The organism is Flavivirga rizhaonensis, from assembly GCF_004791695.1.
In the GTDB taxonomy this organism is placed as follows: Bacteria; Bacteroidota; Bacteroidia; order Flavobacteriales; family Flavobacteriaceae; genus Flavivirga; species Flavivirga rizhaonensis.
On record NZ_SRSO01000001.1, the window covers coordinates 114376 to 136402 of the forward strand.

At 33.1% G+C, this 22027-nt stretch carries 10 protein-coding genes and 1 tRNA gene; 10 read left to right on the forward strand and 1 reads right to left on the reverse strand.

What is annotated here, in order from left to right; translation table 11 throughout:
* Nucleotides 1-17: 17 nt before the first annotated feature.
* The 9 genes from EM932_RS00360 to nagB all read left to right on the forward strand — a co-directional run bounded on the left by EM932_RS00360 (nucleotide 18) and on the right by nagB (nucleotide 20859).
* On the forward strand, nucleotides 18-2291 hold the full coding sequence (locus EM932_RS00360; protein WP_135874330.1) for a beta-N-acetylhexosaminidase: 2274 nt from the start codon (nucleotides 18-20) through the stop codon (nucleotides 2289-2291).
* 12 nt (nucleotides 2292-2303) lie between these two features.
* Nucleotides 2304-3719 (forward strand): arylsulfatase, encoded by a 1416-nt coding sequence (locus EM932_RS00365; RefSeq protein WP_135874332.1) that lies wholly within the window; start codon nucleotides 2304-2306, stop codon nucleotides 3717-3719.
* Between the two features lie 35 nt (nucleotides 3720-3754).
* Nucleotides 3755-6016, forward strand: coding sequence for a GH92 family glycosyl hydrolase (locus tag EM932_RS00370; RefSeq protein WP_135874334.1), 2262 nt, complete (start codon nucleotides 3755-3757; stop codon nucleotides 6014-6016).
* A gap of 75 nt (nucleotides 6017-6091) precedes the next feature.
* A complete protein-coding gene (locus tag EM932_RS00375) occupies nucleotides 6092-7420 on the forward strand; it encodes an MGH1-like glycoside hydrolase domain-containing protein (protein ID WP_135874336.1) in 1329 nt (442 codons plus the stop codon).
* 146 nt (nucleotides 7421-7566) lie between these two features.
* Nucleotides 7567-9987 carry a DUF5703 domain-containing protein gene (locus EM932_RS00380; protein ID WP_135874338.1) on the forward strand — a complete coding sequence of 807 codons (2421 nt, stop codon included), beginning with the start codon at nucleotides 7567-7569 and terminating at the stop codon, nucleotides 9985-9987.
* A 118-nt stretch (nucleotides 9988-10105) separates the two neighbouring features.
* Nucleotides 10106-12154, forward strand: coding sequence for a six-hairpin glycosidase-like protein (locus tag EM932_RS00385; RefSeq protein WP_135874340.1), 2049 nt, complete (start codon nucleotides 10106-10108; stop codon nucleotides 12152-12154).
* 481 nt (nucleotides 12155-12635) lie between these two features.
* Complete coding sequence (locus EM932_RS00390; protein WP_170179680.1) at nucleotides 12636-16901, forward strand: hybrid sensor histidine kinase/response regulator transcription factor; 4266 nt, start codon at nucleotides 12636-12638, stop codon at nucleotides 16899-16901.
* A 644-nt stretch (nucleotides 16902-17545) separates the two neighbouring features.
* Nucleotides 17546-18877, forward strand: coding sequence for a sugar MFS transporter (locus EM932_RS00395; RefSeq protein WP_135874344.1), 1332 nt, complete (start codon nucleotides 17546-17548; stop codon nucleotides 18875-18877).
* 53 nt (nucleotides 18878-18930) lie between these two features.
* A complete protein-coding gene (nagB, locus tag EM932_RS00400; RefSeq protein WP_135874346.1) occupies nucleotides 18931-20859 on the forward strand; it encodes a glucosamine-6-phosphate deaminase in 1929 nt (642 codons plus the stop codon).
* Between the two features lie 141 nt (nucleotides 20860-21000).
* Here nagB and EM932_RS00405 read toward each other — a convergent pair.
* Nucleotides 21001-21085, reverse strand: a tRNA-Ser gene (locus EM932_RS00405).
* A gap of 304 nt (nucleotides 21086-21389) precedes the next feature.
* On the opposite strand from EM932_RS00405, the gene EM932_RS00410 reads away from it, so the two are divergent.
* A complete protein-coding gene (locus tag EM932_RS00410) occupies nucleotides 21390-22019 on the forward strand; it encodes a nitroreductase family protein (protein WP_135874348.1) in 630 nt (209 codons plus the stop codon).
* Nucleotides 22020-22027 lie beyond the last annotated feature (8 nt).

Sequence of the window (22027 nt, forward strand, 5' to 3'; positions counted from 1 at the left end):
TTAAGCATATAAAAAAGATGAAGTTCTACACTATATACCTTGCCCTTTTAATTCCTATTGTCTTTATACAATGTAAACAAACCGCTACTCATGAGATAAACATTATTCCAAAGCCACATGAATATGTGGTTAGTAAGGGAACGTTTAAGATAAATAATAAAACGAAAATTGTTGTTTTAAATAATTCTTTAACACCTTTAGCACATTTCTTAACAGATCAAATATACAAGGTATCCGGATTAACATTAAATGTAGCTGCAGAATACACTGAAAATAACAATAATATAATCTTAGGTTATGATAATAATTTAGGAGAAGAAGAGTATAAACTCATCATAGAGAAAAAGGTCCACATTGAAGCTTCAAATTACAATAGTGCTGCAATGGCAGCCGCAACATTAATGCAGCTTATTAATATTACCGAAGATCAAGTGGGTTTTCCTAATATTTCAATATCAGACAAACCAGATTATAAATACAGATCAGTAATGCTTGATTTGGCTCGTTTTTGGCATCCAATGGAAACTGTAAAGGAAATTATAGACCTTCTATGGTTTTATAAGATAAAATACTTGCATTTACATTTGTCTGATAACAGAAGGTTTACATTTCCTTTAGATGCATTTCCTAATTTAAAAACAGTCAACGAAGATGGGTCTCGTGAGTATTATACACTCGAAGAATTAGAATATTTAGTTGAATATGCCAGAAAAAGAGGTGTCACTATTATTCCAGAGATTGATTTGCCAGGACATTCTACACAGCTTTGGAGTAAGTATCCGGAAGTTTTTGGAAGTATCGATCCGAAAACCAATAAGCCTAAAACCTTGTATGTAATAAATATGGCTAAGGAGGAAACGTATAAGGCAGTAGAATTAATTATCAACCAATTGGCCAAAGTATTTTATACCAGTCCATACATCCATATAGGTGGAGATGAAGTATATCTTCAACCAATTAAAGAGCTTCCAGAATACAAAACCTATTGTAAAAAACAGGGTTTAAAAGCAGCTCTTGCTGGAAATGCAAACGAATTATTTTGCCATTTTATCAATCGTTTGAATGGAATGGTAAAGAAAACAGGAAAGAAAACAATTGTATGGGAAGGTTTTCATAATACAGGTGCCGGAGATGTTCAGATCGATAAGGACATTACAGTTATTGTTTGGAATACCACATACAATCATCCTGAAAACTTATTGAATAACGGATTTGAAATAATCAATTCTACATGGATTCCTTGGTATCAGGTAGAAGCTATGAATTTTGCACCCAATCCTGAAATCGCTTACGACTGGGATTTAGGAGATTGGACACATTGGGAAGATGATATAGAAGATATTCAACTTAGCAGTAAAAAAGGAATCCTGGGAGCACAAATAAGTTTTTGGGAACAAAACTATAACAAAGTAATTGAAGTGTTAAAAGACCGTGTTCCAGTATTGTCCGAGCGACTTTGGAACAATGAAAACTCAACAGATTATATCAACTATCATAAACGCTTTATCAGCACAAATAGTACCTATGATAAGTTATTTATGCCAATTGAAATTAAAGGAACCCAACTTATTAATAAAGAAGGTTTTCATTTTGAAGATAAAACCGATATCATCATTTCTGCTAAAGGAAAAGGGTATATTAAATATGCTTATTCCAATCAATGGGGGCTGCCATCCGAGTATTTGACCTACACAGAACCCTTTGAAATAAAAAATAGCGGATTAATTACGGCACAATTATTTGATGAAAGCAATAAAGCTATTGGTTATCCAGTGCAGCAATACATTACTAAGATAGAGCCCATTTATAACTACAAAGTCTATGAATCTACCCATGAGGCTAACAAGATACCTGATTTCAGTACAAGCCGATTGTTAAGGGAAGGCGTAACTGGAAAGATGAACAATGTCCGTTTAAAAGAAATTAATAGAGACCTGTTTGCAAAAGTAAAAAAGGAAGGCCATATCGATACCCGATTTGAAGGTTTATATAACCCTTATGGATTGGAGTTGTTGGGTAATTTAGAGATACCATCAGACGGAAGCTATCAGTGGCAACTCCAAACATGGGACGGTCTGGCTGAATTGTATATTGATGGAAAATTAATATGCAAAGGCGAAAATTTTAAAAATGAACCAGAGTTTTTTACAGTCAATTTTAAGGAGGGCAATTACCCTTTTCAAATAAAATATTTTTATAAAAACATCCAAAATCAATTGAGCATATTGTATCGTAAAGAAGGAGATGGGAATTACAATCATTTTGAAGAATTAGTTGTGCCTCTTAAATAAAATCATAAAACAATGAAACTTAGCAAAATAGTATTAACACCTCTTAGCCTATTAGTATTTGGGCTTATGTTATTTGCTTGTAAAGGAGAAAAGAGCCCTTATAAAAACACTATAGGTTCTAAACCAAACATTATTTTCATTTTGGCAGACGATTTAGGTTACGGAGATTTAGGATGCTATGGACAAATGGAAATTAAAACGCCTAATATAGATAAGTTTGCAAGCCAGGGGGTACAGTTTCTGCAACACTATGCTGGGGCGACCGTTTGTGCCCCTTCTCGAAATTGTTTAATGACCGGGCAACATAATGGGAATGCGACTATTAAGACTATGGAAAAACCAATTAAGGCAGAAGATATAACTGTAGCAGAATTATTAAAAACTGCAGGATACTCTACCGCGATGATAGGTAAATGGGGATTAGGAAATGTTGGGACTACAGGATTTACTAATGATCAGGGTTTTGATTACTCATTTGGATATTATGATCAAATTAGGGCGCATAACTATTATCCCGATTACCTTATGGAAAATTCAAAGCAATATCCTTTAGAAAATAAGGTGATCTATATCGAAGACTCTACACATTACGCTGTTGGTATTGGTAATGCTGCAGTCGAAAAGAAACAATATTCAAATGATGTTTTTACTGAAAAGGCCTTAGACTATTTAGATAAGACTGATTCAAATCCATTTTTTCTTTATCTCGCATACACGATACCTCATGCCAATAATGAAAGCTGGCTTATTAAAGAACATGGCATGGAAGTTCCAGATTTGGGTATGTATGCCAATAAAGATTGGGCAGAAGAGAAGAAAGCAGGAGCCGCTATGATTTCAAGATTAGACGGTTATGTGGGAAGTATCATGAAAAAGTTACTAGAAAAGGGAATTGATAAAGAAACGATAGTCATATTTTCATCAGATAACGGCCCTCACGGTGAAGGAGGATGGAATCCAAATTTTTTTAACAGTAGTGGAGGGTTAAAAGGAATGAAACGTGATTTATATGAAGGAGGAATAAGAGTTCCATTTATTGTCCGATGGCCAGATATAATTACTCCAAGACAATCAAATCATATATCTGCTTTTTGGGATTTTATGCCAACAGCTTGCGATTTAGCGGGTGTGCAACTTCCAGATAGTAGCGATGGTATTTCTTTTCTGTCTACTCTTCTTAATGAAGACAAAAATCAGCCTGTTCATGATTATTTGTACTGGGAGTTTCGTATTAGCAGTGTAGATAGACAAGCTGTACGCAAGGGAGATTGGAAAGCTGTGAGAATAAAAAAAGGAAATCCATTAGTAACTAAAGTAGAGTTGTTTAATTTATTAGAAGATAAAGCCGAAAAAAATGATCTTTCAGAAGAACATCCTGTAATTGTAAAAGAATTAGTGTCTATTATGAATCAGTACCCAAAAGAGTAATAGAAAATTATTAAACATAGAAAAAAACATTAAATATGCGAAGGCATTTTTATCATCAGATATGCTTATTTGGATTGATTTTGTACATAGTTTCTTGTTCAGGAAATAAAAAGAAACAAAACATTGAGAGCCAGGATTTATTAAATCTAACCCAATATGTAGATCCTTTCATTGGAACAGGCGATCATGGACATGTGTTTATGGGAGCTAATGTGCCTTTTGGAGCGGTACAATTGGGACCTACTCAGTTTTCTCAAGGATGGGATTGGTGTTCTGGTTATCACTATAGTGATTCGACCATTATTGGGTTTTCTCATACTCATTTAAGTGGCACAGGGAGTCCCGATTTAGGAGATATTTCTTTGATGCCAGCTGTGGGCGATGTGAAATTAACCCGGGGTAATCTTGAAGATGAAACATCGGGAATCTATTCTAAATTTTCACATGAAAATGAAGTCGCCAAAGCAGGTTACTACAAAGTTAGTTTGGATCGTTTTAATATTGATGTGGAGCTTACCACCACTCAACGTGTAGGGTTTCATAAATATACGTTTCCAAAAACTGATGAAGCTAAGGTAATTATTGATTTAGAACATGGTATAGGAGATGAATCTACGGAAACGTACATTGTCCAAGAAAATGACACAACTATTTCTGGGTATCGTTCTTCACGGGGGTGGATTCGGGATCATCGTTTATATTTCACAGCAACATTTTCTAAACCAATGACTTCTTTTTATACTTCCGATTCAACCAGTATGCAAAAAGGAAAAGCATTAAAAGCAAAGAAAGTGTATGGTTTAGCTCATTTCAAAACGCAGGAAAAGGAGGCTGTTCTAGTTAAAGTAGCTATTTCTGCCATTAGTATTGAGAATGCAAAAATGAATATGAAAGCCGAACTATCTGGTTGGGATTTTAATAAAACAAAACAAGATGCAGATGAAGCATGGAACAAGGCATTAAATAAAATAAAGATTACTTCCAATGATAATCATATAATGCGCTCATTTTACACATCGTTTTACCATACTATGGTAGCACCGTCAGTATATAGTGATGTAAATGGAGATTATATGGGTACCGATAAAAAGGTACACAGCAATAATGATTTTATGAGTTATAGTACATTTTCCTTGTGGGATACCTATCGTGCCGCACATCCATTAATGAATTTGGTTCATTCAGAGATGGTACCCGATATTGCTAAGACCATGATGCATATTTATAATGAACAAGGAAAACTCCCTATATGGCATATGATGTCCTATGAAACGTATGCCATGGTTGGTAATCCAGGAGCAGTGGTTCTTGCCGATATTGTACTGAAAGGATATGATGTTGATAATCATGATGCATTTGAAGCAATGAAAGCTTCAGCTATGTTAGATGAAAGAGGATTAAAATGGTTAAAACAATACGGATATATCCCATATGAAAAAGAATATTCATCAGTAGCAAAAGCTTTGGAATATGGTCTAGCAGATTGGTCCATAGCCCAAGTTGCTAAAAAACTAGGCAAACAGGAAGACTACAATTATTTTATTAAAAGAAGTAAAAGCTATAAACACTATTTCGATCCGGAAATGAAACTTTTAAGACCGATAGATTCCAATAAAATATTTAAAAAGCCTTTTAATCCAATGAGTTTGAGTGATTACATAGAAGGCAATGCATGGCAATATACTTGGCTGGTGCCTCATAATGTTAATGGTTTGGTTAATCTTTTTGGTTCAGAAAAAGCGTTTATCACGCAATTAGATTCCTTATTCTCGGTAAATGAGAAATTGGGGCATGCGCCAGATGTAACGGGATTGATTGGGCAATATGCACATGGCAATGAACCCAGTCACCATATATTATATATGTATCCTTATGTAGGACAACCTTGGAAGACAGCCGACAAAGTTAGAGAGGTTCTTAACACATTGTATTCTGATAAGCCAGCTGGTATTTCTGGTAATGAAGACGTAGGACAAATGTCTGCATGGTATATTTTATCATCTCTTGGAATGTATCAAGTAGCTCCTGCAGGTGGAGACTATGTATTTGGGAGTCCTATTATCGATGAAGCTATTTTAAACGTAGGGAATAGCAAAACGCTAAAAATTATAGCTAAAAACAATAGTGTGAATAATAAATATATTCAAGGAATCCTCTTGAACGGAGAGGATTATACCAAGTCGTACATTAGTTTTAAAGATTTAAAGGCTGGTGGAACACTTGAGTTTGAAATGGGAGCGGTGCCTTCTAAAACATTTGGTGTAGCTAAGGCGGACCGACCGGCTTCTAAAGATTGATATTGTGCATGAATTATACTAGAATAAACCAAATATTAAAACATAAATAAATTAACCAAAAAGTGAAAAAATATCATGAAAAAAAATAAAATACTAATACAAATTATATGTGCAGTATTATTTATTTATAGCTGTTCAAACCAGTCAAACCAAAAAAAAAATAAGAAAGATTCAATCATGAACGAGACTGTAATAAATAAAAAAACATTAAATATATTATATAAAGACATTCATACAGAATTTTCAAAGTTAAGCCCTAAAGTAATACAACCAGCTGAAGGATATTTAAAATATCCTTATTTAATTCCTGCTGGTTTTTACAAACAAATGTGGGATTGGGATGGGTTTTTTATGGGCAATTTTTTTGTCAGTCAAGGGAAACCTGAATATCTAAAATATTGGGCGTTAAACCTAATAGAAGGTATTGATGAGGATGGTTATGTTTCGGGTTGTGCTACTACTAAAGGTCCACGTCCAATTTTTGGTAAGTTTGCAATGAAACCATTTTTATCTCAAGGTGTTTATTTTGCATCGACTAGTATGAATGACTTTTCTTGGGTTAATAATAAATACGAAGCATTGAAAAAAGTTTTAGCTTATCGTGAACAAACCCAACAGGATGAAAAAACAGGACTTTTCTTTTGGGAGTTGGCTATGCAAAGTGGCGCAGATAATAATCCAGCTTTAAATTATTTTCAAAAAGATACCCGCTCTTTTCTAGCTTGCGATGCAAGTGCTTTTCAATTGAAAGAATATTTGGCGCAGGCAAAAATAGCTGAAAAGCTTGGTAAAACTGAAGATGCAAAGTTTTATCAAGAAAAAGCTGAAAAGTTAAAAAAGGCAATTAACGATGTTTTATGGTGTGATGAAGATAAGATTTTTTATAATGTGGATAGAGAGACAGGAACTTTTTATAAGCGAGTAAGCTATTCATCTTTTATTCCTTTAATTGAAAAAATAATTTCTGAAGAAAATGGTAAAGAAATGATAAATCGCTATTTGCTAAACCCCGATCATATGAAAGCCAAATTTGGTTTTCGCTCATTATCAAAATCAGATCCCGATTATAACAATAAAAATATTATTAAACCTTTTTCAAATTGGCAAGGACCGGTATGGCCAATTGCAAATTATCTATATTCAATAGCTTTAAAAAATTATGGGTTTGATCATGAAATAACTTGGCAAGCCGAAACTTTGGGTAATTTATTGTTAAATGATATTAAAGAATGGGATAGTATGCATGAAAATTATCATGCAGATACTGGTGAGCCTTTAGCTCCAGCTGCTTCGTATGTAGATGAGAACGGAAAATTTGTTGGTTTTATCAGTTGGAATTTGTGTATTCAAAATGTACTGGATGGTGTTGTTAATGATAGGTGGATGCTTTTGGAGCTAGAATAAAGTAATCAGCTTTGCTCTTTTGTGGCTGAGGAAAAGGTATCTAATTCTTAATGCTCTAGGTACTATTTAAAATCAGTTTGGCACAAAGAGCTAAATTTGTTAAGAATTGTAACGAATCATTAATTGTGATTTAAAATATATTTAATATGAAATTCAAGATTTTTGTTTTAACGTGCTTATCGGTTTTTATCATACAAAATTCAGTCAAGGGTCAAACTCCTAAACTTGACCCATATAATATTGTATGGACCGAACAAAGTAAAAATGCAAGTGAGTCGATGCCTTTAGTTGGAGGTGATATTGGTTGTAACGTGTGGGTAGAAGATGGCGACATACTTATGTATGTGCAACGAAGTGGAAGTTTGAGTGAAAATGGAGAATACCTTAAAATGGGGCGAATTCGCATACAATTGTACCCAAATCCATTAACATCAAATACATCTTTTAAACAGGAACTTAAACTAAAAGATGGATTTGTAGAGATTGTATCGATTGGTGAAAACGGTGATAAAAAGCTAAATACGAGACTTAAACTTTGGGTAGAAGTAAATCGGCCTATTGTTCATGTCGATGTTGATGCAAATTCTGAAATTGAGGTCGTGGCCTCGTATGAAAGCTGGAGGACAGAAAAGAGAGAGATAAAAGATAGCCCTGGCAGGCGCGAAAGATTTACCATATTCAATCTCGAAGGCTACCGCGGTGAAGTTTTTCGAGTTAAGGATGAAATTGAATTTACCGACAAAGGAATTCTTTTTTATCATCGTAATCCTGAAGAAAAGCTAGTGCCTGATATTCTTATCAAACAACAAGGTTTAGGGGCAAGTGCTGATAAAATTTATGATGATATAAAGAATAGGACTTTTGGTGGTTTATTATTAGGGGAAGGCTTTGTTAACGCAGGAAATGGTAAAGGAAAATATGAAATAACTCCCTTTAAGTCATGGAAGATTAAAAGTAAGACTCCTAGAAAAAAACATCAAATAGCTATTGTTACTCATATCGATCAGACCGAAACTATTGAAAAATGGAAAAATCAACTGTTTAAATCGGCAAATAGTTCGCTAGAGAATAGTCAAAAATTATTTGAAAAAACGATTACTTGGTGGCATCAATTTTGGGACAGAAGTCATATTATGATCTTCCCAGAAAATGCAGATCCATCGAATCCGATTTGGCAAATGAGCCGTAATTATCAACTTTTTCGATACCAACTTGGTGGAAATGTATATGGCGAATATCCGACCAAATTTAATGGTGGAAATTTGATTTTCGATCCAGTATTAGTAGCCGAAAAATTTAAATACGAACCTGATTGGAGACAATGGGGAGGCGCTGTGCATACAGCCCAGAATCAACGTTTGCTATATTGGCCAATGTTAAAAGCAGGAGATTTTGATGCAATTTTACCACAATTCGAATTATATAGAAAAGGATTACCAGCAGCAGAGGCACGAGTAAAAAAACATTTTGGACACGATGGAGCTGTTTTTAGTGAATATATGAGTGCATCAGGCGTTGCTCTAGGTTCTGGCTGGGGATGGGAAGGTAATGGTCATCGCGGTAGAGGAAAAGAGATCCCTTTTGGTGATCCGTTAGCTACTGGTGCTCGTGGTTACAATAGCTTTGCTGAGGCAGGTGTTATGGCAAACCAATCTGTGGCATACCATTGGGAATCACAAGTTGAACATGCATACATGATTTTAGAATACCATCGCTTTTCTGGGAGAGATATAACGCAGTATATGCCATTTATAAAGGCAGCCTTGTTGTTTTTTGATGAACACTATCAATTGCGTCAGAAAATGCGCAATGGTAAAGCATTGGATGAAGAAGGTAAGCTTGTTATTTATCCATCAACTTCTTGCGAATCTTATAGAGGTGCAAATAATCCTACGGATATAATTGCAGGACTTAAAGCTTGTTTGCAAAGTATGTTGGTTTTAGATGAGAAATATGTTTCCGTTGATGAAAAAAAATATTGTGCCGAATACCTGCAAAGAGTGCCTGATTTTGCATTTGATGAGGTCGATGGTTTGCGAATTATAAAGCCTGCAAAAAAATGGTTGAAGGAAGATAACTTGGAGTTACCACAATTTTATCCGCTTTTTCCTTTTGATCAGTTTAAGTTAGGTGATGAAGAATTACAAACGTTCAAGAACACCTATAAATTAGCTCCACCATATCGAAAAGGGACTATTATAAGCTGGCATCAGGATGGAATATTTTTTGCCAGAATGGGCATGACAAACGAAGCTGCCGATTATAATACAAAAAAATTGCAGGATAGCCCACGTAGATTTCCAACCTTTTGGGGACCAGGACACGATTGGGTTCCTGACCATAATTGGGGTGGTTCTGGTATGATCGGTCTGCAAGAAATGCTCATGCAAACTAATGGAAAACAGATTCTTTTATTCCCTGCTTGGCCTAAAGAATGGAATGTTGATTTTAAATTAAATGCGCCTTATGAAACCACTGTTGAGGCAACTTTAAAAAATGGAGAACTTATCAAATTAAAGGTAACTCCAGAATTCAGAAAAAAGGATGTAGTTATACACTTTAAATAAATCTGTTTAAGGGTTTTTTTATGTTTTTTAAAGAAAAATTTATAGTAAAAACGGATTGAGAACTTATTATACCAATACCAGTTTTATAGCATTAATTCTAAGCAAAGGTCAAAATTTTATGAGAAAAACATTAATACTATTTGTTGCATTCATAATGAATGCTTTACTTTTTCCATATTTACTTGCTGGACAAAATAGCCAGAAAAATTATTGGAAAATTACCGACAAAAACGAAATTCAATTCGATTTTACTCAAAAAGGCAATTTACCTTATTCCGATAATATCGAAATGGCAGGAAAAAGAGTTGCAGGTATTGTTTCTTATGCCGTTGATACTTTAGGCAAGTTAACTCTTGAAAGAGAAATTTTCTTTCCTCAATTGCACGAGTTTAAGAATTCAGAAGACACATGGTTTCATGATTACCGTGCATACCTGCAGGGAATCTATTCCGATGAGTTATTACCTAAACTATATATCAATAATGAAGAATTTGTACCAGGATCGTTAAGTAAAATTGCTATCAATGGAATTCTAAATTTTGAACATAAAACCTCAAAAAATGGTATAGCATTAACTCGAGCCTTGTTTCCATCAATGGATGAGAGACTTTTTGTAGAAATGTGGACTGTCAAGAATACAACAAATTCTACATTGAATATAACATCAGGTAATAGTAGCCTTTCTTTTGAAGACTTTGGAGCGAAAGGGAAGTACAGTAGAAAGGTAATTTCAGAAGCACCAGATAATTTCACTCTAAAAGCAGGTGAAGAAAAGAGTTTTGCCATAAAAATTATGGCAAAGATGGAGAATGAAGAATTTCCTTCAGAAAAAATTGAAGCGGTTTTAGAAAAGCGGAATGATTTTTTAGCTGAAATGAAGAAAACCTTGCAATTAGAAACTCCTAATGAGGCATTAAATACTTTATTTGAGTTTTCTAAAATTCGAGCATCTGAAAGTATTTTTGAGTCTGAACTTGGTTTAATACACTCTCCAGGAGGAGGACGATATTATGTGGGCATTTGGGCAAACGATCAGGCAGAATATATAAACCCGTTTTTCCCTTACTTAGAATATGATATAGGCAATCAATCTGCTATGAATACGTTTAGGGCATTTGCTAAAGAAACGAATCCTGAATTTAATAAAATACGTTATTCCTTTGAAATTGAGGGACTGGTAAAACCCTTTTTAAAAGATAGAGGCGATGCAGCGATGATTGCCTATGGGGCAGCTCATTATGCCATGGCTTTGGGAGATATTGAGATTGCAAATGAATTGTGGCCATTAATCCAATGGTGCCTTGAATATTGCCATAGACAGCTTAATGAAGAAGGCGTAGTATTGTCTGAGTCTGACGAAATGGAAGGACGAATTGAAACTGGAAATGCTAATTTATCAACGTCCTCGTTATATTATGGAGCATTAGATTTGGCAGTGCATTTAGGACGTTCTTTAGGTAAGCCTAAATCGGTTTTGAAGAAATATAAAGATAACGCTAAAAATTTAAATCAATCCGTCGAAAGTTATTTTGGAGCCAATGTTGAAGGTTTGGATACATATAAATATTATAAAGAACACAAATATCTTCGACACTGGATTTGTCTTCCTTTAGTTGTAGGTATAAATAAAAGAAAAGAGGCAACTATAGAGGCTTTATTTGATAGGCTTTGGACTGATAATGGTGTACATGTGGAGAAGAATAGTGATAATGAAGAAATCAGTAAAATATTTTGGGATCGAGGTACTTTGTATGCTTTAAGGGGAACGTTTTTTTCTGGTGAAGTTGAGCAATCATTAGAAAAACTTGTGCAGTTTTCTGAGAAAAGGCTCATTGGTAATAGAGTTCCGTATGTAGTTGAGGCATACCCTGAAGGGGGGATGGCTCATTTATCAGCGGAAAGTGCTTTGTATTGCCGCGTATTTATTGAAGGTATGTTTGGAATTGTACCTACTGGATTAAAAAGCTTTAAATTTACACCTAGACTACCTGAAAGTTGGAATTTTATGGAATTAAATAATATTAAAGCTTTTGGTGAAGATTTTAGTATTAAGGTGACCAGAAAAAGAAGGAAAATGGGAGTAAAGGTTATTAAAAGAGATGGTGTGCTACTTTTTAATGAGACCATATCTACTGGAAGCTCAATAAAAATTAAATTTAAGAAATAGAAATTAACAACGAAGCATTATCCATATTTTTAAATTAATTTTCAATTGTAATTATCTGGTTTTTAGCTTTTATAAGCTTAGTTTTGTTGTAAATAAAGGGAGTTCGATTTTAATGATGAAACTATTTTGTTAAAAATCAATAGGTTCCGTTCTTTGTGTTAGGTTGAGCTTTTCGGCTCCACTCAAGACAAGCTAAAGTTGAAACCCATTTAAACTTGTAGGTTTTTATTACCTTCCGACTTTAGTTTATACTGACCGTAGACGAAGTTACTCAAGGCGACAAGCGACGACAATTTGTAAATTAGTGCTTAAAATAAGCTTATAGTTACTTCGAACTCACGTTAAATAATATTATTTTAATTTATTGAAAATTTAAATAATGTTTCATTTACAAGGTTACTAAATAATTGTAATTATAAATTTTTACGTTAATTTAATGCGTGAGGGTTTGATTGTTAAAATGCTCCCTAAATATTATATAATGATTCTTTCTCAGTTCAAAAAAAAATATAATTATTTAATTCATGATGTAAGTAGCACCAAAATAACAACATTTTGTGTGTTATTTACTTTCATAGTAGTTTGCAAACAAGGTTTTACACAAAATTTCAATTATAAAATAGGGGCACTCGCTAACCAATCTAATATTACGCAGAATGTTGTGTCGTCAGTTTATGTTGATAGTATTGGAGTCATGTGGTTTGGCAAAACGGATGGTTTATATAAATACAATGGGTATGATTATGAAATTTTTGTACCTACTTTTGATAGTGAAACCGGACTTAGCAATCCCTGGATAACAGATATAAAGGATTTTGATAGTTATTTAGTGGTTGGTACTAATAACGGACTGAATTTTCTAGATAAGAAGACTCAAGTTTTTACCTATGTATTTCCTTCAGACTATAATTCTAATTACAATAATAATATTACCTGTATTAATGTTGATGAGAATAAGGAAATCCTTGTAGGCACTGGAAATAAACTTTTAGAGATATCTCCCAAGAAAGGAAAAGAATATGCTATTCGTGAGATTTATTTTGAAGGATTCCGCAGGCAGAATGAAAATATTAAGATCTTTCAAATTCTTAATATTCCAGGAGGAAACCTAATCCGTACATCAAGAGGGGTGTTTTTTTTAGAAACATCTGTTCAGCTAGCCAAGAAAGTATTTCTTAAATCAAAAAGCAATGTAGAATTGAAAAACTTCAATACTTTATACTTGACAAGGTCTAAAGTATTGTTAATAGCTACTGATGAAGAAGAATATTATATTAGTCTTAACCGTAATCAATTAAAACAAAACAATGAATATCTGGCAAAACCCTTATCTCAGTTATATCCGAATTTACCTAAAACAAAGAAAACAAATGTTTTTTTAGAGGACAACAATGATAATGTATGGATTGGCACTGAAGGAAAAGGTTTGTTTGTTTATAATAGGAAGACTTACACCTGGCAAAACTACAGCCGTAAAATGAATCTCGTAGGTGTTCTGAAAAATGATTTTATCAGAGTACTTTATCTAGATCGGTCTGGGATGATAATTGTAGGTACAGATGCCGGAATCAATACACTCAACCCTCAAGAAAATGGTTTTCAACTTATTAATAGTATAAATAGCAATGATAAAGAAGAGGAGATATTAAATGTACACTCGATTTTACAAGATCACGATAAAAATTTATGGATTGGTACAAGGGGAAAAGGACTTTTTGTAATTAGTAATAATAATAAAAATCAAATTAATATAAAACGTACTGGTAGTGTTTCTTTTGATCATATTAGATCGATAACTCAAGATAAAAAACAACAGATTTGGATCGGTACTCAAAAGGGTGTTTTTGTTATTAAAGAGTTGAAAGATAATTTAAATAACCTAGGTAGACAATTTAATACTTTGAAGCCAGAAGTTTTACCCGATGATTATATATATGCTATTTTGGAAGATAGTAATGAAAACAAATGGATTAGTACGGATAGCGGACTATATATTTATACACCCGATAAGCAATTACTGAAGATAAATAACCTCCCTGCTTGGAAACAGCTAAATAATAAAACGATATATACTTTAATACAGGACAGTGAGCAGCGCATTTGGTTTGGGACATTAAATGGGATACTGGGCTATATAAATCCTGAAGACTATATAAATAAAGGTATATCGTTGATGAATCATTTAAAAACTGTCAATTTTAATATGATTACAGTTGTATCAAAATATAAAAAGTTCTACGAAAATTATTCGGTTTTTTCAATTATTGAAACTAATAATAATGGAATATTGGTAGGAACTAATTTAGGATTGGGCAAAATAGACCTAAAACAAAATAAATTAGCCCCTTTTTTCGATACACCTATCTCATTTAATTCCAGAACGATTCAATCCAGTTATGTATATGGATTACTTTATGATAATATAAATAATATATTATGGGTTAGCTCTAATAAAGGTTTGTTTTCATATAACTTTGATAATAGTGAAGAAAATAATTACACCTTAAAAGACGGTCTACAATCTTTAGAATTTAATGGGAATGCTGTCTATAAAGGTATAGATGGGAATCTTTTTTTTGGAGGAGCAAATGGTGTAAACATTTATAATACATCCCTTGAATTAAAGAAAAGTGAATTTCAACCTAATTTAGTGCTCACTAAACTTTATGTAAATGGGAAACCTTTGTCTCCTAATGGATCTCCAAAAGAACTAGAATCAAATATATCGTATGCAAAAAAAATAGTTTTGGGCGCCAAAAAAAATACTATTGGTCTGGAGTTTGCCTCTTTACATTTACCCTATTCCTCTAATAATTTTTATAGATGTAAACTTTTAGGAGTAGATAGTGATTGGATTGATCTAGGACATAAAAGATCAGTAAATTATGTTAACCTTCCTAAAGGAGAATATACTTTTCAGTTAATGGGGACTAATAATGATGGTGTATGGAATGCTCAGGAACTGAATTTTGGAATTGAAATTTTACCTGCCTGGTATGAAACCTGGTGGATGAAAACCTTATGGTACTTAAGTATATTATTAATTATAAGTGCTTTTATTTGGATATTATTGAAGAATAGGGATAATATTAATGCATTAAAAATCAAAGAAATTGAGCGTAAAAAACTTCATGAGATTTATGAATCTAAGTTGGTGTTTTTTACGAATTTGTCACATGAATTTAGGACACCATTATCCTTGATATTAGATCCAATAAACAGTTTAATTAAGCAAAATCGTATTTATAAAAGTAATAAGGAACTATTTGACATTGTTAAGAATAATGTAGATAGGTTACGCAGGCTTATTGATCAAATAATGGACTTTAGAAAGTTTGAGTATGGAAAATTGTCTTTGAATTTTACAGAAAGTGATATTGTTTCTACCTTAAAAAATATTAGTGCCTCATTTACCTACTATTCTAAGGTTAAAAACATTGACTTTAAGATACAATTCCCTGAAAAGGGTATATTTATGTTCTATGATCAAGATAGAATTGAGAAAATTGTATATAATCTTTTATCTAATGCTTTTAAAGCTACGGCCAATGGTGGTAAAGTGAAAATTTCAATGGGCGAATTAAATGAACAGAGCATATTATCAAATTACAGACGCTACAAATTGATATGCGGAGAAAAAAACTATAAGAACCTTATAAACCATGTTTATATTAAAGTTGTTGACAATGGTATAGGGATTAATAAGGTCAATTTAGAAGATATATTTACTCGTTTTTATCAAGATGATGGTGTAGATTCAGGAACAGGAATTGGATTATACATGGTAAAACAATTTACTGAAATGCATTATGGGTCTATACTGATAAAAAGTAAAAAAAACAGAGGCACTTCGTTTATTATTGTGCTACCAAAAAATAATGACCTTTATAAATCTGCAAAAGAGGGTGATTTAGAAACACCAAATATAGAGACGAAAAAACAGCAGATTCCTCAGATAACTGAACAAGATTTGATTGTCGTCAATAAATCAAAAGATCATACTATTGTGGTCGTTGAAGATAATGATGAGTTACGTGCATATTTGAAATTAATATTAGGCAATTATTACAATGTTTACACAGCGAATAATGGACAGGATGGATTAGGGTTAATACAGGAAGAGAATCCAGATTTAATAATAAGCGATATAGTAATGCCAGAAATTAACGGATTAGAACTCTGTAAAAAAATCAAAGAAAATTTTGAAACAAGTCATATTCCAATTATCCTGTTAACAGCTAAATCCTTTGATAATCAAATTGTCGAAGGAATTGATTCAGGGGCTGATGCCTATATTACTAAACCATTTAATAAGGATATATTAATTTCAAAAATTAACAATTTAATTCAAGGAAGGGTAAAACTTCGCTTAATGTTTCAAAATGCTCAAATATTAGAACCCTCTAAAATTACAGTAACGTCAATTGACGAAAAACTACTCTATAAATTGAAGCAGACCGTAGAAGATAGGATACAAGACCAAAACCTTACACTTGAAGTATTGGCAGAAGAAATAAATGTGAGTAGAGCACAATTATTTAGAAAAATAAAGGCCTTAACAGGGTTGACGCCTAATAATTTTATTAAATCGATTCGTATCAAATATGCTGCACAGCTTTTAGAAAACGAAAGTTTTAAAATAGCGGAAATAGCTTATCTAGCAGGATTTAAAGAAGCAAGTTACTTTTCTAGGTGTTTTAAGGAAGCATATGGGTGTAGTCCAAAAGAATATAAAAACTCTCATTAATCTAAAAATTCTCCGACCCTTGGGTCGGGGTTTCCCATTCACCTTTCCTTCGAAGAGGAAAAATACAAAATTTCGATTTTTGAGCCTAAAGTCAAAACCTGTGCTCAACTTAATTGGGTATGAAACTGACGAAATACCCCTATGACTTGTCTCGGACTTGACAGCAGACAGGGATAATGGGTTTAAGGGTTTTTTTGATATTATTTTGTTAGTATTTAGTACTATTTCATAAGAGAAGTTTAAGATGGTCTCTGTACTTTTATTAATAATTTATGTTTAAAGTGATTGAACTATAATCAGGCTAGCCTCGGAATAGTCTAGTTTTGAGAAATTTTTTATTACCAATGAACCATGTTTGTTTGATAGCTAATGATAGATTTAGATAGTGTTTTTTGTACGTTTATGTGTTTTAAATTATTAGTAGTAGAACATAATCTTCATAATTGATATTATTTCATAAGTAATTGATACATGGTTATAATTATTTAACCTATACTTAAGAGTACTTTTACTGGATAGTGCTAGTGCTCCGGTCTTAACTAACAACAGGAGATATTATAATTTAAAAGAATCAATTCAAAGGATAAAAAGGGCTGTCTGAAAAACATAATATATTTATATTCATAAACAGTAATTTAAGTAATATGCCAAATTTAAAAAATGTATCAGTTAAGAAAAACAATTTAGTGCCTATTGCTATTATAGCTGGACTCTTTTTTGTTTTTGGGTTTGTAACTTGGATTAATGGAGCTTTAATCCCATTTATGAAAACTATAAATGAGCTAACAGATGCTCAATCATATTTAGTAGCATCAGCATCTTATATTTCTTTTGTGGTCATGGCTTTACCTGCTTCCTATATTATAAATAAGATTGGTTATAGAAAGGGGATGTCTCTGGGATTATTTATTATGGCTATAGGTGCTCTGGTTTTTATTCCAGCAGCAGAAGCAAGAACCTATTGGGTGTTTTTAACAGGAATATTTATTCAAGGTCTAGGAATGACATTACTGCAAACAGCAGCAAATCCTTATATTACTATTTTGGGACCCATAGAAAGTGGTGCAAAGCGTATTGCTATTATGGGAATAGCAAACAAAGTTGCTGGAGCTTTAGGCTCTCTAGTTTTTGCTGCCATTTTATTATCAGGAATCGATGAAGTCAAGAAAAAATTAGAGAATGCTTCTATAGAGGAAAAAGGAGTTCTTTTAGATACCATGGCAGATAGTATTTTTATGCCTTATTTAATTATGGCAATTGTGTTGTTTGCGCTTGGGATGTTAATTAGGAAAGCACCATTACCGCATGTTGAAGCTTCAGAATTTAATGAAACAAAAGATGGTGCTAGTACAAAAACAAATATTTTTCAGTTCCCTCATTTATGGTTGGGTGTTTTTACCTTATTCGTTTATGTTGGAGCCGAAGTGATTGCTGGAGATACTATAATAGCTTATGGGATATCCTTAGGATTTTCAGCATCAGATGCAAAATTCTTTACCACGTTTACACTTTTGGCAATGGTTGTAACCTATGCATCAGGTGTTATTTTGATTCCAAAATATTTAAATCAAGGAACAGCATTAAAAATCAGTGCCTTTTTAGGAATTGTTTTTAGTATCTGTATTTTATTTACCACGGGGTTTACCTCGGTGTTATTTGTGGCAGCTTTAGGTATTGCTAATGCTTTGGTATGGCCTGCCGTATGGCCATTAACACTACAAGGCTTAGGTAAATTTACAAAAACAGCTTCTGCCTTATTGATTATGGCAATTTCTGGGGGTGCCATCATACCTCCATTATATGGGAGAATGGTTGATGCCAATAAACATGAACTTATAGCAAGTGGATTAAACGATGCTGATTCATTAGCAACAGCGGCAACTAATAGCTATTGGGTTTTAATTCCTTGTTATGTAATGATACTCTTTTTTGCTATTTGGGGACATAAATACAAAAGCTGGTCAAAAAACAATTAAAAATACCCATAAAATAATATTAGATTTTTTGAAATAGATTATAAATTAAAGCCATGTTAAAGAGTAGTATAGACAAAGCAACAGGATTTGAAAAACGGTTTGAAAACATTGGGACGGTAGTTTTTGAAAATTCAACTGCTGCATCTAAGGCAGTTGCCAAAGAAATAGCAGATCTTATTAGAGTTAAACAAGCTCAAAAACAACCTTGTATATTAGGGTTAGCAACAGGTTCTTCTCCAAAAGGTTTGTATGCTGAATTAGTACGCCTACATAAAGAAGAAGGTTTAAGTTTTAAAAATGTCGTGTCGTTTAATTTGGATGAGTACTATCCCATGGAACCAGATTCAGTGAATAGTTATGTGCGTTTTATGAAAGAACTATTGTTCAATCATGTAGATATATTACCAGAAAACTGTCACGTTCCTGATGGCTTGTTGTCTAAAGAAAACATTGCTGATTATTGTGAGCAATATGAAGCTAAGATTGAAGCTTTAGGAGGTATCGATTTACAAATACTAGGTATTGGAGGTAATGGACATATAGGTTTTAATGAATCAGGGTCGCTTAAAAACTCAAAAACACGATTAGTAGCCTTAGACCATATTACAAGAGTTGCAGCAAGCGGTGATTTTTTAGGTTTAGAGAACACCCCAAGAACAGCTATTACATTAGGAGTAAAAAAGATTATGGAAGCCAAAAGAGTGATACTTATGGCTTGGGGAGAAGGTAAGTCAAATATCATCAAAGCATCTACCGAAGGTGAGGAGACTAGTAGTGTACCAGCATCCTATTTACAAGAACACAATAATGCCACTTTTGTTTTAGATAAAGAAGCAGCTTCCAAACTAACAAGGATTAATACACCTTGGCTAGTTGAAAAAATTGTATGGACAGATAAATTAATCAGAAAAGCTGTATTGAGTTTGGCGCTTAATTTAAAGAAACCGATTTTAATGCTTACAGATGCCGATTATATCGAAAATGGTATGAGTGATTTATTAGCAGATTCAGGACCAGCATATAATATCAATATTAAGATATTCAATAAATTACAAAACACGATTACGGGTTGGCCTGGAGGCAAACCAGATGCCGATGACACTAAACGTCCAGAACGGGCAGAACCAGCTAGAAAACGTATACTTATTTTTAGTCCCCATCCTGATGACGATATTATTAGTATGGGAGGAACCTTTAAACGTTTACAAGAGCAAGGACACGAGGTACATGTAGGCTACCAAACCTCTGGGAATATAGCAGTAGCTGATGATGAAGCCATACGTTTTGCAAGTTTTGTTTGTGATTATAATGATAAATTTGGTATAAAAAATGATGAGGCAGAAACTATTTATAAAAAAGCTGTTGAATTTCTTAAAAACAAAAAATCTAGTGAAATTGATATTTCAGAAGTTAGGCATATTAAAGGATTGATAAGAAAAGGTGAAGCACGAGCTACTTGCCATTTTGTTGGTGTTCCAAATGAGCAAATTCATTTTATGGAATTACCGTTTTATGAAACAGGAACTATCGAAAAAAATCCAGTAGGTGAGGCAGATATAAAAATAACGAAGGATTTGATTGAAAAAATTAAACCTCATCAAATATATGCCGCAGGAGATTTAGCTGACCCACATGGTACACATAAAGTGTGTTTAGATGCTGTTTTTGCAGCAGTGAAAGAACTTAAACCTAAAAAGTTCATGAAAGACTGTTGGGTTTGGTTATATAGAGGAGCTTGGCAGGAGTGGGGTATTGATGAGATTGAGATGGCTGTGCCAATGGGACCAGATCAAGTATTGGAAAAACGAAAAAGTATATTTAAGCATCAATCTCAAAAAGATGGAATGGTGTTTCAAGGGGCTGATAGTAGAGAGTTTTGGCAGCGAGCAGAGGATAGAAATAAAGAAACAGCAGATTTGTATGATGAACTAGGTTTATCACACTATGCAGCTATGGAGGCCTTTGTTAGATGGGAGTATTAGGAGTATTATAAATAGAATATAGATTAAAACAATATGCACTTTTATGTGTTTTTTGACGAATAGCTAAAAACAGAAAACCCTTTAAATATCAATGTTTAAAGGGTTTTGAAATTTTATGTTTCTTTTGAAACATCGTTTCAGCGGAGAAAGAGGGATTCGAACCCCCGGAGGTGTGACCCTCAACAGTTTTCAAGACTGCCGCATTCGACCACTCTGCCATTTCTCCAGTGTCTTTTGCGTTTGCCTTTTAGCGGGCTTGCCCGCCGAAGGGAAATTCTTTTCCCGTAGGCGGGTGCAAATATAGAACCCTTTTTTAATTCTTTCAAATAAAAAGCTAACTTTTTGGAAAAAATAATTTTTATTCACTTATACCTGTTTATTTTTATCTGTTATTATTGTAAAAAACAAAATTTCAAACCTTATTTTTGCACACATATTAATATGAAATGAGCCATAAATAAGTTAATACCAATCGAAATGATTATTGGCAAATTACATCTATAAAAACAATAAAAATTTAAACAGATGAAATGGATACTATAAAACAGTTACAATGGCGTTATGCTACTAAGAAATTTGATAAGAGTAAGAAGCTTTCGAATAAGAAGCTTGATGTTTTAAAAGAAGCTTTTAATTTAACAGCAACTTCTTTTGGATTACAAACTATTAAATTACTCATTATTGAAGATGAGGCTACGCGAATACCATTGGTTAAACATTCATTCAATCAGAAACAGGTTTTAGATGCGTCGCATTTGTTTGTAATTTGTATTCAAAATGATATTACTGAGAAGGATGTTAATATGTATTATGACAATATTAAGTCTATTAGAGACACGCCAGATAAGGTTTTAGATCCTTATAGATTAGATCTTATTAATACCATGAAAAACATGTCTGTTGAAGAACGTCAACGATGGTCTAAAAACCAGGCTTATATTGCATTAGGTAATTTAATGACAGTTTGTGCAATAGAAGGGATCGATTCATGTCCAATGGAAGGTTTTTTACCAGAAGCATTTGATGACGTTTTAGAATTAGATAACATAAAACTAAAATCAGTACTATTATTACCTGTTGGTTATAGAGCAGAGGATGACATGTTTTCTGAATTTGAAAAAATTAGAAAGTCAATTGATGACGCAATTATTGAATTATAAACAATGCC